This is a genomic window from Aquipuribacter sp. SD81 (assembly GCF_037153975.1).
Lineage (GTDB): Bacteria > Actinomycetota > Actinomycetes > Actinomycetales > JBBAYJ01 > Aquipuribacter.
Genome location: NZ_JBBAYJ010000023.1, coordinates 51,442 through 67,224 on the forward strand (window position 1 = coordinate 51,442; position 15,783 = coordinate 67,224).

General features: G+C 77.5%; 15 protein-coding genes and 1 pseudogene. 11 read left to right on the forward strand and 5 right to left on the reverse strand.

The annotated features are described in order from the left end of the window. Nucleotides 1-38: 38 nt before the first annotated feature. Together WAA21_RS14045 and WAA21_RS14050 are read right to left on the reverse strand one after the other, a co-directional pair. Entirely contained in the window at nt 39-308 is a 270-nt protein-coding gene (locus WAA21_RS14045; RefSeq protein ID WP_336923447.1) for a hypothetical protein, read from the reverse strand. Between the two features lie 50 nt (nt 309-358). Continuing rightward, complete coding sequence (locus WAA21_RS14050; RefSeq protein ID WP_336923448.1) at nt 359-1,684, reverse strand: PspC domain-containing protein; 1,326 nt, start codon at nt 1,682-1,684, stop codon at nt 359-361. Between the two features lie 329 nt (nt 1,685-2,013). Here WAA21_RS14050 and WAA21_RS14055 point away from each other — a divergent pair, with 329 nt between their 5' ends. Genes WAA21_RS14055 through WAA21_RS14065 form a run of 3 tightly spaced genes read left to right on the forward strand, consistent with a single transcriptional unit; the run spans nt 2,014 to nt 4,879 of the window. Then, nucleotides 2,014-3,363 (forward strand): PspC domain-containing protein, encoded by a 1,350-nt coding sequence (locus tag WAA21_RS14055; protein ID WP_336923449.1) that lies wholly within the window; start codon nt 2,014-2,016, stop codon nt 3,361-3,363. Continuing rightward, nucleotides 3,360-4,025 (forward strand): response regulator transcription factor, encoded by a 666-nt coding sequence (locus WAA21_RS14060; protein WP_336923451.1) that lies wholly within the window; start codon nt 3,360-3,362, stop codon nt 4,023-4,025. The genes WAA21_RS14055 and WAA21_RS14060 overlap by 4 nt, the downstream gene beginning before the upstream one ends. Nucleotides 4,026-4,039: 14 nt before the next feature. Further along, nucleotides 4,040-4,879, forward strand: a complete 840-nt coding sequence (locus WAA21_RS14065; RefSeq protein WP_336923453.1) for a putative RNA methyltransferase — start codon at nt 4,040-4,042, stop codon at nt 4,877-4,879. Between the two features lie 33 nt (nt 4,880-4,912). Here WAA21_RS14065 and WAA21_RS14070 read toward each other — a convergent pair whose 3' ends face one another. Both WAA21_RS14070 and WAA21_RS14075 read right to left on the reverse strand, forming a co-directional pair. Beyond that, nucleotides 4,913-5,800, reverse strand: coding sequence for an aldo/keto reductase (locus WAA21_RS14070; protein ID WP_336923454.1), 888 nt, complete (start codon nt 5,798-5,800; stop codon nt 4,913-4,915). Between the two features lie 440 nt (nt 5,801-6,240). Continuing rightward, complete coding sequence (locus tag WAA21_RS14075) at nt 6,241-7,044, reverse strand: DsbA family oxidoreductase (RefSeq protein WP_336923455.1); 804 nt, start codon at nt 7,042-7,044, stop codon at nt 6,241-6,243. 113 nt (nt 7,045-7,157) lie between these two features. Between WAA21_RS14075 and WAA21_RS14080 the strand changes: the two genes are divergently transcribed. The 6 genes from WAA21_RS14080 to WAA21_RS14105 all read left to right on the forward strand — a co-directional run bounded on the left by WAA21_RS14080 (nt 7,158) and on the right by WAA21_RS14105 (nt 13,312). Further along, complete coding sequence (locus tag WAA21_RS14080; protein WP_336923456.1) at nt 7,158-8,243, forward strand: S-(hydroxymethyl)mycothiol dehydrogenase; 1,086 nt, start codon at nt 7,158-7,160, stop codon at nt 8,241-8,243. Further along, complete coding sequence (locus WAA21_RS14085; RefSeq protein ID WP_336923457.1) at nt 8,243-8,854, forward strand: MBL fold metallo-hydrolase; 612 nt, start codon at nt 8,243-8,245, stop codon at nt 8,852-8,854. The genes WAA21_RS14080 and WAA21_RS14085 overlap by 1 nt, the downstream gene beginning before the upstream one ends. Nucleotides 8,855-8,892: 38 nt before the next feature. Then, nucleotides 8,893-10,344: a phosphatase PAP2 family protein gene (locus tag WAA21_RS14090; protein ID WP_336923458.1), complete on the forward strand. Its 1,452-nt coding sequence runs from the start codon at nt 8,893-8,895 to the stop codon at nt 10,342-10,344. Beyond that, on the forward strand, nt 10,337-11,413 hold the full coding sequence (locus WAA21_RS14095) for an alpha/beta fold hydrolase (RefSeq protein WP_336923459.1): 1,077 nt from the start codon (nt 10,337-10,339) through the stop codon (nt 11,411-11,413). Before WAA21_RS14090 ends, WAA21_RS14095 begins: the two co-directional genes overlap by 8 nt. 71 nt (nt 11,414-11,484) lie before the next feature. Then, nucleotides 11,485-12,339, forward strand: coding sequence for a metallophosphoesterase (locus tag WAA21_RS14100; RefSeq protein ID WP_336923460.1), 855 nt, complete (start codon nt 11,485-11,487; stop codon nt 12,337-12,339). Between the two features lie 100 nt (nt 12,340-12,439). Continuing rightward, nucleotides 12,440-13,312 (forward strand): AraC family transcriptional regulator, encoded by an 873-nt coding sequence (locus WAA21_RS14105; RefSeq protein WP_336923461.1) that lies wholly within the window; start codon nt 12,440-12,442, stop codon nt 13,310-13,312. A 45-nt stretch (nt 13,313-13,357) separates the two neighbouring features. Here the strand turns inward: WAA21_RS14105 and WAA21_RS14110 are convergent, their stop codons facing one another. Further along, nucleotides 13,358-14,395 (reverse strand): endonuclease/exonuclease/phosphatase family protein, encoded by a 1,038-nt coding sequence (locus WAA21_RS14110; RefSeq protein ID WP_336923462.1) that lies wholly within the window; start codon nt 14,393-14,395, stop codon nt 13,358-13,360. A 104-nt stretch (nt 14,396-14,499) separates the two neighbouring features. Between WAA21_RS14110 and WAA21_RS14115 the strand changes: the two genes are divergently transcribed. Both WAA21_RS14115 and WAA21_RS14120 read left to right on the forward strand, forming a co-directional pair. Continuing rightward, the gene (locus tag WAA21_RS14115; RefSeq protein ID WP_336923463.1) at nt 14,500-14,787 is read left to right on the forward strand and encodes a hypothetical protein; all 288 of its coding nucleotides are present in this window, start codon (nt 14,500-14,502) and stop codon (nt 14,785-14,787) included. 2 nt (nt 14,788-14,789) lie between these two features. Next, a pseudogene (locus WAA21_RS14120) lies at nt 14,790-15,783 on the forward strand (hypothetical protein); the annotation flags it as partial.

Genomic DNA, 15,783 nt, shown 5'->3' on the forward strand with positions numbered 1-15,783 from the left:
AGGTCGTGCACGACCTACCGGGGCGGCTCGCGACGGTGTCAGCCGTCGTCGGCCGGTCCGCGGTCGTCCCCGCCGGGGCGCCGCCGTCCGGACGACCGCACAGCGGTGACGAGGGCGCCGACGACGAGCAGGGCCCCGACGACGAGGAGGCCGACCGGCAGCAGCAGGCTGTAGTCGACGCGGATGTCGGTGACCTCGCGAGCCCCCAGTAGCAGGCCGACGGCCAGCACGACGACGCCCCAGACGAGGGTGCCGACGGCCGGGCCCTGCGGCGCGAGCGGGACGGGGGCGGTGGTGGTGTCGGACACGGGGACTGCTCCTTCAGGTCGGTGGTCGGGGCTCGGGGTCGGCTGCTCGCTCACCGCGGCACCCCGCTGACCACGACCTCGCCGACGAGCACGCGGGCGTCGACGACGACGACGGGGTCGTCGCCGGCGAGGGTGCGCTCGACGCCGACACCGTCCTCGACGACGTCGTCGCGCTCGTCGCGGACCGCGCCGACGAGGGCGCCTGCCTCGATGCGGACGTCGAGGCCCTCCGGCACGAGCACCTCGAGGTTGCCGATGCCGCTGCGGACGGGGATGCGGACCGTCCCGGTCGTGGGCTCCGTGAGGGCACCGAGGTCGAGGACGCCCGAGCCGAGCCCGATGCTGCCGCCGCGCTCGGCCGCGGCGACGCTCTCCGGCTGCCACACCGCCTCGCCGACGAGCTGGGTGGTCCGCCAGCTCGGCACCACGAGCACCGCCCCCGCGAGCACGACCACGAGGAACGCGGCTCCGCCGACCCCGCCGTCCCGGCGACCGGCGAGACCGAGCACGACGATCGCCGCGCCGAGCAGGGTCGCCGCACCCGCGAGGGCCACGACCGCAGGCCGCCCGGGCAGCAGGTCCGCCTCGGTGGCGAACCACAGCCCGCCCGCCACGAGCAGCGCGAGACCGACGAGGGCCGACGACACGGCCGCCCCGGGTCCGGGGCGCTGCGGCGGCTTCGGCCGGTAGGCGGGCGGCCCGGGCGTCGGTCGGTGGGGCGGGACCGGAGTCCCGGCACCGGTGCCAGGGTCGGTGGGGTCGCCGGACGTCGGGCTCCCGTACGTGGTGCCGGCCGCCGTGGTCGCGTACGGGTACGTCCCGTAGCGGGTGGACACCGACCCGGTGGCCTCGTACCCCTGGCCCGACCAGCCCGTGGTGCCGTAGCCCGTGGCGCCGGACGCGCTCGTGCCGTACGCCTCGTTCCAGGGCGCCGTCGCCTCCGACGCCGCGTCCGTCGTGGCACCCGTGGCGGCCGACGCGCCCGCGAGCCGGGGCAGGAGCGACAGCCCGATGAGCAGCAGCGTCCCCACGACCACGGCTCCGACGAGGTCGCCGCCGTCGACCAGCGGACCGCCGCGCAGCAGGTCCCACGGCCCGGGCGAGACGAGACCGAGCAGGAGCAGGGCCACCGCGCCGACCGTCGTGCCGGTGAGGTCGCCGTGGCTCGCACGCTCCAGCTCGATGCGGCCGTCGGCGTCGGGCAGCAGCACGAGCGCGAGGGCGTACGCGATGACGCCGACCCCGCCGAGCACCGTCAGTCCGACGAGCGCGACGCGCAGCAGGAGCGGGTCGACGCCGAGCCGGCGCGCGGTGCCCGCGCAGACACCTCCCAGCCAGCGGTCGTCGGTCGGGCGGCGGATGCCGGTCCGGCGCATCGCCCGCCACAGCTGTTCGAGCGTGCCAGCGGCGCCGGTCGCGCCGGGCCGAGGGACGTCCCCGGGTCCGGCAGCAGAGGCACCAGGTCCGGCAGCAGAGGCACCGGGCCCGGCAGCGGCAGGGCCGGCAGCCGAGCCGGCGGGGCCGGCGTCGGGGCCGGCCGGGTCTCGCACGTCGTCCGTCATGCCGCACACGCTTCCGCTCCGGCACCCCCCGGCACATCGGGGACGACCCTGAGCGCGCCCCTGGTCCCGCCCCGGACGAGCCGCGGCAGGTACCGGGGTCCGACCCTGGTCCGCGGCGGGCCCGGGGGCGGGAGGATGGGGACGTGAGCACCGGGACGCCCGTGCGGGGCGCGAGCGAGCGGCCGCCGCGGCCGCCGCTGGAGCGCGAGCCGGGCGACCGCTGGGTCGCGGGCGTCGCGTCCGGGGTCGCCCGCCACCTCGGCGCGCCGGTCGCCGGTGTCCGCGCCGCCTTCCTCGTCGCCACCCTCGTCGCCGGCATCGGACCGCTCGTCTACCTGCTGCTGTGGGTCGCCGTCCCGCGCCGCGACGGCGTGCTCCCGGCCGGTGAGGCGCCGCGGACGGCGGGAGGACGCGGCCGCCGCTGGACCCCCGGTGGGGAGCAGCTGGTGTGGCTGCTGTGGGGCGTCGGCTTCCTCGTGGCGGGGGCCGTGCTCCTCCTGCAGCGCCTCGACGTCGCCGTGCCCGTCGGCACGGTCGTGCCGCTCGCGGTGGTCGCGACCGGCGCGTTCCTCACGTGGTCGACCCTCGGTACGACCGAGCGACGCCGCCTCGTCGACGGCGCCACCGGCGGCACCGGTTCGGGCACGCTCCGGCTCCTCGCGGGCGTCGGCCTCGCGGGCTCCGGCATCCTCCTGCTCGCCCTCACCGGCACCGACGCGCAGGCCCTGCGTCCCGCGCTGCTCGCCGGCGTCGCGGTGCTCGGCGGCGTGGGCCTGCTCGTCGCGCCGACCGTCCTCACGCTGTGGCGCCGCTCCGAGGCCGAGCGGCTCGCCCGGGTGCGGGAGACCGAGCGCGCGGCGATCGCCGCGCACCTGCACGACTCGGTGCTGCAGACCCTCGCGCTCATCCAGCGGCGCCCGGACGACCCGCAGGCCGTCGCCCGGCTCGCCCGCGCCCAGGAGCGGGAGCTGCGGGGCTGGCTGTACGGCGACGCCGCCGGTCGCGAGGGGACGCTCGCGAGCGCGGTGGCCGACGCCGTCGCGCAGGTCGAGGACGACCACGGCGTCCCGGTCGAGGTCGTGCAGGTGGGCGACTGCCCGCTCGACGACCGCTCCGCCGCCCTCGTCGCGGCCGCACGGGAGGCGGTGCTCAACGCCGTCCGCCACGCGCGTCCGCCCGTGCAGGTGTACGTCGAGGTGGCCGACGGCGAGGTGCGGGCCTTCGTCACCGACCGCGGTGACGGCCTCGACCTCGCCGACCTCGACGACCCCGAGCGCGTGCCGCCGGACCGGCTCGGGCTGCGGGAGTCCGTGCTCGGCCGCATGCGTCGTGCGGGCGGCAGCGCCGGCGTGAGGCGCGCCCCCGGCGGCGGCACCGAGGTCTCGCTGCACCTCCCGCTGCACCTCGCCGCCCAGCCCGCCCCGCCCGCCCAGCCCGCCCGGCCCGCCGACCCGGCACCCCGGACCACCCACGCCCCGCAGGAGGACGCATGAGGCTCGTGCTCGTCGACGACCACCGGGTGGTCCGGACCGGGGTGCGGACCGAGCTCGCCGCGCTCGCCCCCGACCTGCGGGTGGTGGGTGAGGCCGGCGACGTCGACGAGGCCGTCGCGGTCGTCACCGCGCAGCGTCCCGACGTCGTGCTCCTCGACGTGCACCTGCCCGGCGGCGACGGGGGCGGTGGCGCGGAGGTGCTGCGCCGCACCGCGCACCTGCGGACCCCCGAGGGCGCGCCGGTGCGGGCGCTCGCCCTCAGCGTCTCCGACGCCGCCGACGACGTCATAGCCGTCATCCGGGCCGGCGCCCGCGGCTACGTGACGAAGTCCGTCGACGGCCCGGCGCTCGTCGACGCCGTCCGCCGGGTCGCCGACGGCGACGCCGTGTTCTCGCCGCGCCTGGCAGGCTTCGTGCTCGACGCGTTCGGCACCGCGGCCACCGACCTCGCGGTCGTCGACGACGAGCTCGACCGCCTGACGGCCCGCGAGCGCGAGGTGATGCGGCTCATCGCGCGCGGCTTCTCGTACAAGGACGTCGGCAGCGAGCTCTTCATCTCCGTCAAGACGGTCGAGACGCACGTGTCGAGCGTGCTGCGGAAGCTGCAGCTGTCCTCGCGCCACGAGCTCACCCGCTGGGCGGCGGAGAGGCGGATCCTCTGAGCGCGCTGGACCGGGTGGCCCCGGCGCTCGCGTGCCCGGTGTGCGGGGCGTCGCTCGCGCTCGTCGAGGGGACGCCGCGCGCCCTGCGGTGCGCGGACGGGCACTCGTTCGACGTGGCGCGACAGGGGCACGTGGTCCTGCTGAGCGGCGGGACGCGGCTGCGTGCCGACACCACCGACATGGTCGCCGCCCGCGCGCGAGTGCTCGGCTCGGGCGCCTACGACCCGGTGACGGCGACGGTGCGCGACGCGCTCGTCGCGGCCGCGCCGCCGGCCGGCCTGCTGCTCGACCTCGGCGCCGGGACGGGGCACCACACCGCCGCGGTCCTCGACGCGCTGCCCGGCCGTGACGGCGTCGCGCTCGAGCTGAGCGTGCCGGCGCTGCGCCGGGCGGCGCGCGCACACACCCGGCTCGCCGCGGTCGGGGCGGACCTCACCCGGCCGCTGCCGCTGCGCGGCGGCGTCGCGGGCGCGGTCCTCGCGCTGTTCGCGCCGCTGCCGACCGTCGAGGAGCTCGCGCGCGTCTGCGCTCCGGGCGCGGTCGTGGTGGTCGTGACGCCCGAGCCCGGACACCTCGCCACGCTGCGTACGCGCCTCGACCTGCTCGACGTCCCGGCCGGCAAGCCGGACCGGCTGGCGGACCGTCTCGGCACGGGCTTCGGACCCGTGGCCTGCGTCGGCGTCGAGGCGCGGGTGCGGTGGACCGCCGAGCAGGCCGGCGACGTCGTCGCCATGGGGCCGAACGCGTGGCACCCGAGCGCGGCGCGGACGGCGTCGCTGGCGGCGATGGCCGAGCACGCGGAGACGACGGAGGACACCGTCGCGGTGACGGTGTCCTCCTTCGTCAGGCGCTGAGGTCCCGGGCGCGGCCGCGCCGGGCCCCGCCCGTCAGCCCTCCGGCGGCGGCTGCGTCGCGTCGAGGCGCGCGACCTCGTCCTCGCTCAGCCGCAGGTCGGCCGCTGCGGCCGACGCGCGTGCGGTCTCGGGCCGGCTGGAGCCGGGGATCGGGACGACGACGGGCGACTTCGCGAGGTGCCACGCGAGGGTGACCTGCTGCGGGGTCACGTCGTGCTCGCGGGCGACCTCGGCGAACGCGTCGAGGGACCCCGCCAGCTCCGACGCCTTGGCGATCCCGCCGAGCGGGCTCCACGGCAGGAACGCGATCCCCATCTCGTCGCACAGCCGCAGCTCGGCCTCGCTGCTGCGGAACCCGGGCGAGAACTGGTTCTGCACGCTCACGAGCCGGCCGCCGAGGACCTCGTTCGCCTCGCGGATCTGGTCCGGGTCGGCGTTGGAGACGCCGGCCATGCGGATCACGCCCTCGTCGAGCAGCTCGACGAGCGCGCCGACGGACTCCGCGTACGGCACGTCCGGGTCGGGCCGGTGGAACTGGTGCAGGCCGATCGCGTCGACGCCGAGCCGCTTCGCGGACGCCTTCGCCGCCTCCTTGATGTGCTCGGGGCGTCCGTCCTGCGTCCACGAGCCGTCGCCGGGGCGCAGGTGGCCCGCCTTGGTCGCGACGAGCACCCCCGAGGTGTCGCCGCCGTAGCTGCGGAGGGCCTCCGCGATCAGCTCCTCGTTGTGGCCGACCTCGCCCGCCTCGAGGTGGTACGCGTCGGCGGTGTCGATGAAGGTGACCCCCTCGTCGAGCGAGGCGTGGATCGTCGCGATGCTGCGCTCGCGGTCCGGTCGACCCTCGATCGACATGGGCATGCCGCCGAGGCCGATGGCCGAGACGGTGACGTCACCGATGGTCCTGGTCGCAGTGATGGGCATGCTCTCGAGGTTCCCAGCGGCGCCGGACGCGGAACGTGGCGTGCACCTCACGGACCGTCCTCGCGAGCCGGAATACGCCCGCGACGCCCGGGACCGCCGGGCCACTGGAGCGACTGCCGGGACCGGCGGCCACGGGGTGGGGGTGCGGAGCGCTCTGCACGCGGGCTGGGTACGGGGGCCACGACCCCGGCGTGTCGCGTCCAGGACCCAGCACTCGTCGACCCGTGACGAGTGCTGGGTCCCTGAGCCCCGCGCCGGCGTGTCGGGGGCCTGCAGCCAGCACTCGTCGAGAGCGTCCGGACACCCCCTGGCTCTCCGGCCGCGGCGGCCCCCAGGCCGCGGGGAGCCGGCGCGCGTGGACGACCGGCCCGCGCCGGCGGTCGGCGGTCGGCAGTCCCGGGCGTCCCGCGTGTCCCGGCCGGCGCGGGGCGCGTCCTCCGTCAGGCGCGGTCGGGCACCGCGCAGCCGTCCGGCCCGCAGGCCTCGGCCCCGCCTGCGGCGTCTGCCGACGACGTGCTCGCCCCGACGCTCACCAGCCGCGGCGCACGGTCGGCGGCCGCCCGGCGCAGCGCCTCGGCGAACACCTCGACGGGCTGCGCGCCGGACACGCCGTAGCGGCCGTCGACGACGGTGAACGGCACGCCGTTCGCCCCGTAGGAGACGGCCTGCTGCTGCTCGGCGAGGACCTCGCGGGCGTACATCGCACTGCCGAGGACGTCGTCGACCTGCTCGGCGGGCAGCCCGACCTCTGCCGCGAGCGCGCGCAGCACCTCGGGCTGCGACACGTCGCGGCCCTCGGTGAAGTAGGCGCGCAGGAACCGCTCCTTGGTCCGGTCCTGCAGGCCCGCCGCGCCGTCGGGGTCGAGGGCGTCGGCGAGGTGGATCAGGCGGTGGGCGTCGGCGGTGCTGCCGCGCACGGCGTCCTCGAGACGGAACTCCAGACCCGCCCGGGCGGCGACCTCGCTCACGCGCGCGTTCATCTGCAGACCCGCCTCACGGCCGCCGCCGTACTTCTCCCCGAGGTAGGTCGCCACGTCCGTGCCGTGACCGGGCTCGCCCGGGCGCGGCGACGAGGGGTCGAGCTGGAACGAGCGCCAGTGCACCCGCACCTCGCCGAGCTCCTCACCGAGCTCCTCGCGCAGCTGCTCGACGGCCGCCTCCAGGTGGCGCTTGCCGATGTAGCACCACGGGCAGACCACGTCGGACCACACCTCGACGGTCAGGGGACCAGGGTGCGTGCTCACGACAGGTGCCAACGCGGGCGCCGGTGCGGCTCTTCCGTGGCCGCTCGTGCGTGCGTCCGCACCCCTGTAGTTGACTCGCCGTGCACACCAGCCGCAGGTCGAGGGAGACGCACATGCCGTACGAGGTCCAGGGAGTCGTCGCACGCGCCAAGGGCGAGCCGGTCACGCTCGAGACGGTCGTTGTCCCCGACCCGGGTCCCGGCGAGGTGGTCGTCGACGTGCAGGCGTGCGGCGTGTGCCACACCGACCTGCACTACCGCGAGGGCGGCATCGGCGACGACTTCCCCTACCTGCTGGGCCACGAGGCCGCGGGCGTCGTGAGCGCGCTCGGCGAGGGCGTCACCAACGTCGCCGAGGGCGACTTCGTTGTGCTCAACTGGCGCGCGGTCTGCGGGCAGTGCCGCGCGTGCCGGCGCGGGCGGCCCTGGTACTGCTTCGACACCCACAACGCCCGCCAGCCCATGACGCTCGCCGACGGCACCGTGCTGAGCAACGCCCTCGGCATCGGCGCGTTCCAGGCGAAGACCCTCGTCGCCGCCGGGCAGTGCACGAAGGTCGACCCCGAGGCGCCCGCCACAGCCGCGGGCCTGCTCGGCTGTGGCGTCATGGCCGGTTTCGGCGCCGCCGTCAACACCGGCGGGGTCCGGCTCGGTGACACCGTGGCCGTCATCGGCTGCGGCGGCGTCGGCGCCGCCGCGGTGGCGGGCGCCGCCATCGTGGGCGCGCGGACCGTCATCGCCGTCGACCGCGACCCGCGCAAGCTCGAGTGGGCGAAGGGCCTCGGCGCCACCCACACCGTCGACGCGTCCAGCACCGACACCGTCGAGGCGGTCAAGGAGCTGACCGACGGGTTCGGCGCGGACGTCGTCATCGACGCGGTCGGCCGACCCGAGACGTACGAGCAGGCGTTCTACGCCCGCGACCTCGCCGGCACCGTCGTGCTCGTCGGCGTCCCGACGCCCGACATGCGCCTCGACCTGCCGCTGCTCGACGTCTTCGGCCGCGGCGGCGCGCTGAAGTCGTCGTGGTACGGCGACTGCCTGCCCGACCGCGACTTCCCCGTGCTCGTCGACCTGTACCGGCAGGGCCGCTTCGACCTCGACGCCTTCGTCACCGAGACGATCGGCATCGGCGACGTCGAGGCCGCCTTCGACAAGATGCACCGCGGAGACGTTCTGCGCTCGGTGGTGGTGCTCTGATGGCGCTGCGCCTGGACCGGGCCGTCACCTCCGGCACGTTCAGCCTCGACGGGGAGACCCACGACGTCGACAACAACGTGTGGGTGCTCGGCGACGACACCGAGTGCCTCGTCGTGGACCCCGCTCACGACCTCGACGCCGTCGCCGCCCTCGTCGGCGACCGGCGGGTCACGGCCGTCGTGTGCACGCACGCGCACGACGACCACTGCCGGTACGCCCCCGCCGCTGGGGAGCGGTTCGGGGCACCCGTCCTGCTGCACCCGGCCGAGGAGCCCGTGTGGCGGCTCACCCACGGCGAGCGGCGCTGGGACCGTGACCTCGCCGACGGCGACGTCCTCACCGTCGCGGGCGACGAGGTCCGCGTGCTCCACACCCCCGGGCACAGCCCGGGCTCGGTGTGCCTGCACGTGCCCGCCCTCGGCGCGGTGCTCACCGGCGACACGCTGTTCTCCGGCGGCCCCGGGGCGACGGGCCGCTCCTTCAGCGACCGCCCCACGATCGAGGCGTCGGTCCGCGCGCGGCTGTTCGCGCTGCCCGACGACACCGTCGTGCACACCGGCCACGGCGACGACACCTCGATCGGGACGGAGGCGGACGCGCTCGGCCGCTGAGGTCCGCATACCCGCGGCCGGCGGGGTACGGACGAGGTATGGAGTCGTCGGACGTCGCCCGCCCGGCCCGCTTCGCCCTGCTCAGCGGGCTCGGACTCGTCGTGCTCCTCGTGGCCGGGGCCGTGGCCGGGCTCCTGCTCGGCCTCGTCGCCGCCGGCAACGAGCCGCTGCAGGGGGTCGACGAACGGGTCGTCGACGCCGCCAACGGGCTCGTCCCCGCCTCCCCGGTCCTCGTCAAGGCCCTCACGGTCCTCACGTGGTTCGGGGGCTCGCCCGCGCTGACGCTCGTCGTCGCCGTCCTCGCCGTCGCCCTGCTCGTGCGGCGCCTGCCGCGGCTCGCCGCCTACGCCGTTGTGACCGGGGTGGGGGCGGCCGCGCTCAGCTCGGGCACCAAGGCCCTCGTCCGGCGGCTCCGGCCCGAGGTCGACCTCCCGGTCTCCGAGGCGCCCGGCTTCAGCTTCCCCAGCGGTCACTCCCTGGGCTCGGCCGTGACCTTCGGGCTGCTGCTGCTCGTGCTGTGGCCGCGCGTGCCGCCCCGTGGCCGTCCGCTCGCCGTTGTCGCGGTGGTCGTGACCGTCGGCGTCATCGGGGTGACGCGCGTCCTGCTCGGGGTGCACTACCCGTCCGACGTCGTGGGTGGCTGGGCGATGGGCGTGCTGTGGCTGGCCGTGACGGCCGTCGCCTTCCGCGCGTGGCGGCACCGGGAGGGGCTCACGCGGGCGGACGACGACGGCCTCGCCACGAGCCCGGACGAGCGCCGCGCGCTCGACCCGGCTCCCGAGCACGACCGGCCGCTCCCGCACCCCGCCCGCGCGGCCGCGGTGCTGCTCGTGACGGCGGTGACCCTGTGGGGCGGCCTCGTGCTGCTGGGTGAGGTCGTGACGGGCTGGACGTCCCTCCGCGCGGCCGAGGCGGCGGTCGTCGCGGCCGTCGTCGACCTGCGGACCGGGCCCCTCACCGCCGTGCTCTCGGTCGCCGGGCTGCTCGGCGACACGGCCGGGGCGGTGGCCGCGGCGGCGGTGGCGAGCGCCCTCGCGGTCGTGCTCACACGCCGGTGGGCGCCCGGCCTGGTCGTGCTGCTCGCGCTCGTCGGCGAGAGCCTCGTGTTCCTCGCCACCTCGACCGTCGTCGCGCGGGCGCGCCCGGAGCTCGACCCCACGGCCGCCGAGCTGCCGCCGACCTCGTACTCCTTCCCGTCCGGGCACGCCGCGGCCGCCGTGGCGCTCTACGGCACCGTGGCGCTGCTCGTGCTCGCCTGGGTGCGCAGCCGCCCCCTGCGGGTCGCCGGTGTGACCGCGTGCGCCGTGGTGGTCCTGCTCGTGGCGCTGGAGCGCGTGTACTCCGGCGCCCACTTCCCGAGCGACCTGCTCGGCAGCCTCGTGCTCGGCGGCGTCTGGGTGGCGGCGTGCTGGTCGGTGACGCAGCCCGCGCGAGGCGCACCCGACGCACCGCGGGTGCTCGCCCGCGAGCCGGTCCGGGCCGGTGCCTGACGTGCGCCCGCCGCGCAGGTCCCGCTGCCGCGACGTCGACGGCCGGGTGCTCGCCATCGCCGCCGTCATTGGCGTCACCGCCCTCGTGGTCGCGCGACGGCTCGCCACGGCGCGGCTGCGGCACGACGGGCAGCCGCCAGGGGTCCGTGCGGACGACGGCGTCCTGCTCCACACCGAGGTCGACGAGAACACGACCGCACCGGTGACGGTCGTGCTGTCCCACGGCTTCGCCGTGCGCGCGGAGGCGTTCGCGCCGCTGCGGCGGGCGCTGGGCCCCCGGGCGCGGCTCGTCCTCGTGGAGCACCGGGGCCACCACCGCAGCGGCTGGGCGGGACGGCGCCGGATCGGGCTGCGCCGGCTCGGGCGCGACCTCGGGGCCGTCGTCGACGCGTGCGCCGACGGCCGGCCCGTCGTCCTCGTGGGGCACTCGCTCGGTGCGCTTGCGGCGCTCGCGCTCGCGGGCGACCGCCCGGAGCTGTTCGGCGGGCGGGTACGCGGGGTGGCCCTGCTGTCCGGCTCCTCCGGTCTTCTGCCGGCCCACCGGCTGCCGCGCCTGGCCATGCGCGCCGTCGCGGCGCTCCGGCTCCGTCCCGTCGTGCGCGCGCTGGTGTGGCTGCTGTCGCCGCTCGCCGACCTCGTGCCCCCGACGCGCCTGCCCGGCGCGGACCGTGCGGTCCGCCGCTTCGTCTTCGGCCCCGCGCCGGTCGCCCCCGGCACGGTCGCCGAGGCCGAGGAGATGTGGCGCCGGACGCCGAAGGCGCAGGTCGCCCAGCTGCTGCCCCGCGCCCTGTTCTTCGACTCCGCGAGGTACCTCGACGTGCTGTCCCGCGTGCCGACCCTCGTGCTGAGCGGTGCCGCCGACGCGGTCTTCCCCGCCCGCCACGCCCGCGCCCTCGCGGCGGGGGCGGGGGACCGCGCCCGCCTCGTGCTCGTCGACGGTGGCGGTCACATGGTGCCGCTCAGCCACCCGGAGCCCGTCGCGGCGGCGCTCGAGGATCTGCTGACCCGCGTCGAGGCCGACCTCGGTGGGGCCGCCCCCCGTGCCGACGGCCGGGGGGTGGGCGAGTGACCCGGCGCGCGCGCCCGGACGGGGACCGTGGGAGGAGCCGGGGCCGGCGCGTAGCCGCCCTCGGGGCCAGGGTGCTCGCGGCCGCGCTGGCCGTCGCGGTCCTCCTCGGTCTGTACGCCCTCCTCGTCGAGCCGCGGCTGCTGCTGGACGAGCGGCGGCTCGAGCACCGCCTGGCCGGCCTCGACCCGGCCGCCGGGCCGGTGCGGGCGGTGTTCCTCGCCGACCTGCAGCTCGGCATGCGATGGGCCAACACCGGCACGGTCGCCCGCGCGGCCCGGGCCGGTGCCGCGGCGGAGCCCGACCTCGTGCTGCTCGGCGGCGACTACCTCTACAGCCGCTCGCCGGACCCCGCGGCGCAGGCGGCCGAGGCCGTCGCGCTGCTGCAGCCCCTCCTCGACCTCGACGTGCCCGTGCTCGCCGTCCTCGGCAACCACGACCACGCCAGCGGCGGCGCGGCGGAGGTCACCCGGGCGCTGGAGGCGACCGGGGTCACGGTGCTCGTCGACGAGAGCGCCCTCGTGGCGGTGCCCGGCTCGTCGGCGCTGCACGTGGTCGGGCTCGACAGCCTCCGGGCGGCCGACGTCGACGTCGCACGGGCCCTCGCCGACGTGCCGCCCGGAGCGCCCCGCGTCGTGCTCACCCACAACCCGACGGCCTTCCCGCGCCTGCCGCCGGGCGCTGCCCCCCTGGCGCTGGCCGGGCACACGCACTGCGGGCAGGTCGCGCTCCCGTTCAGCCCGCACTGGTCCTACCTCGGGCTCACGCAGGAGGAGGCGCTCGTCGCGGACGGCTGGGCCCCCGAGGGGTACGGCGCCGACGGCAACGCCCTGTTCGTGTCGTGCGGGATCGGTTTCAGCGTGCTGCCCGTGCGGTTCAACGCCCCACCGCAGGTCGTGGTCGTCGACCTGCTGCCTGCCGGGGGCTGAGAGACTCCTGGCGGCCCCGACCGGACCGGCACCGTCCCGGTCGGGTGGCCGGCGCCCCCGCCGTCCGACGCTGGTCCGGTCAACAGGAAAGGGGACCGGGGTGCTCGAGAGGTTCAACGCGGCGCTCGACGACGTCGAGCGCGCCCTCGCGGCCGGCGAGCCGGTCGACGTGGCCGCGCTGGCCCGGCGGGCGTCCACCAGCGAGCACCACTTCCGGCGCACGTTCTCCTCGCTCGCCGGCATGCCGGTCGGGGAGTACGTGCGCCGGCGGCGGATGACGCTCGCGGCGGGTGACGTGCTCGCGCGCACGGCGTCGCTGCTCGACGTCGCGGTACGGCACGGGTACTCCTCCACGGAGGCGTTCTCCCGTGCTTTCCGCGCCGTCCACGGCGTGGGGGCGGGCGAGGCGCGGCGGCTCCGGCCGCCGCTCGTGTCGCAGCCCCGCGTCTCCTTCCACCTCACCGTCGAAGGGAGCAGCAGCATGGACTACCGCGTCGTGGACAAGGACGCGTTCACCGTCGCGGGGCGGAGGGCCCGCGTGCCGGTCGTGCACCTCGGCCGCAACAGCGCGATCGAGGAGTTCGCGCGCGGCGTCGGCCCCGACGTCCGCGAGCGGCTCGCGGCGCTGTCGGACCAGGAGCCGCACGGGGTGCTGTCGGTGACCGACGGCCTCGACGGGCGACGCGCCGAGGGGAGCGAGGTCGACTACTGGGTCGCAGCCGTCACGTCCCGGGAGGTGCCGGCGGACCTCGAGGCGCTCGAGGTGCCGGGCGGGTCCTGGCTCGTGCTCACGAGCGAGCGCGGGCCGTACCCGGAGAACCTGCAGCACCTGTGGCGCAGCGCGTACGGCGAGTGGTTCCCCGCCAACCCGTGGCGCACGCGGCCGGGACCGGAGCTGCTGCGGGCCGACCTCCACGAGGACGGGACCGCGGTCGGCGAGCTGTGGCTGCCGGTCGAGCCGGTGGCCGGCTGACGCCGTCGTCGGGGCGGTGCGCCCGGCGACGGCGCGCCGCCCCGCTCACCCGGCCGGCGCCGGTCCGACCTCGACGGTCGCGAGCACCGCGAGGTGGTCGGTGCCCGGCACGCGGAGGTGCTCGCGCCGGCCCGGTACCGACACCTCGTCGTCGACGAGCACGTGGTCCAGGCGCAGGAACGGGCCGAGGCGCTGGTCCGACGGCCACGTCGGGTCCCACGGGGACGGGTCGCCGACCGGCCGCAGGCCCGCCTCGTCGAGCAGCCGGCGGAACAGCGAGTGGTCCGGCGTCGCGTTGAGGTCGCCCGCCACGACGCGCGGGGCGGGGTCGGTCGCGACCACCTCGCGCACCAGCTCGTGGTCGCGCTGCCAGCGGTCGGTGCGGCCGGGCAGCGGCGGCCACGTGTGGACCGTCGTCAGCACGACCCCGGCGGGGACACCGGGCACCGCGACCCGCGCGCGGACGGTCGTGAAGGTCGTGTCCGGAGCGGCCAGCTCCTGCAGCGGCCAGCGCGAGAAGGTGCCGCTGCCGAGCGGGCCGTCGTCCACCTCGACGACCGCGTGGGGCAGGACGCGGTCCAGGCCGGCCTCGCGGAGGGCGTCCCGCAGCCGGGGGGTGAGCTCGGTGACGGCGAGGACGTCGACGTCGTGCTCCACGACGAGCCGGACCACCGGGGCCGCCTCGGCGTTGCCGAAGCGGGCGTTGAGCGCGAGCACCCGCAGCTGCACCCCGGTCGTGCCCTCCCCGGCCCGCGGGCCGCCCACGAGCGGGCCGAGCGCCCACCCCGCGTGCAGGACGAGGGCAGCGACGAGGACGAGTGCGCCGAGCGCTCCCGCCCGCCGGGCCCCCCGGCCCCGTCCGGCCGGTGGGCGCGGCAGCAGCGAGGCGACGAGGAGCAGGAGCGCGACGGCGAGGACGCACCCCGCGAGCGGGGCGAGCCCTGCGAGCTGGGCGCCCGGCGTCACGGTGTCGAGCCCGAGCGGGCCGAGCAGCCGCGCGAGCGTCACGGGCAGCGCGACGAGCGCGAGGGCGAGCGCCGCCACCGCGGGGGCGCGGCGACGCGCGTGCTCCCGTCGTGTCACACCGGCGGTCCCGCTCGTACCTGTCACACCGTCCAGCGTCGCGCCCGGCCCGGTCCGGCGCGCGGTTAGGCTGCGCCGGCAGGCGCGACACAGGCGGAGGGTGCATGGCCGACCTCGAGATCGACACGGTCGTGCTCCGTGAGACGGGGGCGGCCCTGCGGCTCGTCGCGACGGAGTTCGAGCACGCGAACGCCCGCACCGACGCGCTGGCCGACGCGCTCGGGCACCGTGGTCTCGCCGAGCGGGTGCGCGAGTTCGCGCGCTCGTGGGACGACCGCCGCGCCGAGATGGTCGAGGGCATCGCGGCCCTCGCCGACACCGCGACGGGCGTCGGGGAGACGTACGAGACCATCGACAGCGAGCTCGCCGCCGCGCTGCGCGGGGAGGGCTGACCGTGCCGCGGCCGATCGACTGGCACCCCCTGGCCGCCTCGGACCCGGTCCCCGGCGACCCGGACGAGGTGCTCACCGCCGCGGCGGACTACCTCGAGGTGGCCGCGGCGATCGAGTCCGCGGCCGCCAACCTGCGCGCCATCGCCGACGCCGCCGCCATGACGAGTCGTGCGGTCGACGCCTTCCGGGACCGCGCGCGCTCGGTCGCCGACGACATCGAGCGCGCCCACACCCGCTACGAGGCGGTCGGGCAGGCGCTGCAGCAGTACGCCGCCCGTCTGGGCGACGCGCAGGACGAGGCCGACGCCGCCCTCGCCGACGCACGCGCGGCCGAGGCCCGGCGCACCGCGGCCCTGGCCGCCGCGGGCTCCGCGCAGGCGGCCCTGGACTCCGCGCGCCGCGCCGTCGAGCGCAGCGAGGAGGACCCGGAGGCCACGGCCGACGCCCGGCGCGCGGACGCCGACGCCGTCGCGCGGGCCTCGTCGCGGCTCGGCGCCGCGCGTGCCGACGCCGACGAGGCCGATGCGGACCTCGCCGCCGCGCGCCGCCGCCTCGAGGGCGCGGAGGCCGACCGCGACGCCGCTGCGGAGACGGCCGCCGCGGCCGTCGAGGACGTCCGCGGCTCCGGCGACCTCGAGGACGGCTGGTGGGACGACTGGGGGGCGCGCGCGGTCGCCTTCGTCACCGACGTCGCCGGGACGGTCGCCGCCGTGGCGGGCGTGGCCGCGCTGCTCGTCGGGTGGGTGCCGGTCATCGGGCAGGCGCTCGCGGCCGTCCTCGGGACGGTCGCGCTGGTCGCGGGTCTCGTCAACCTCGTCGGCAACGTCGTGCTCGCCGCGACCGGTGAGCGCTCGTGGGCCGAGGCCGGCCTGAGCGCCCTGGCGGTCGCGACGTTCGGGGTCGGTCGGGCCGTGGTCGCGCCGGCCCGGGCCGCGCGCGCGGCCGTCCCGGCGGCCATGCGCCGCGGCGCGGGCCGCATCGCCGCGACGTCGGTGT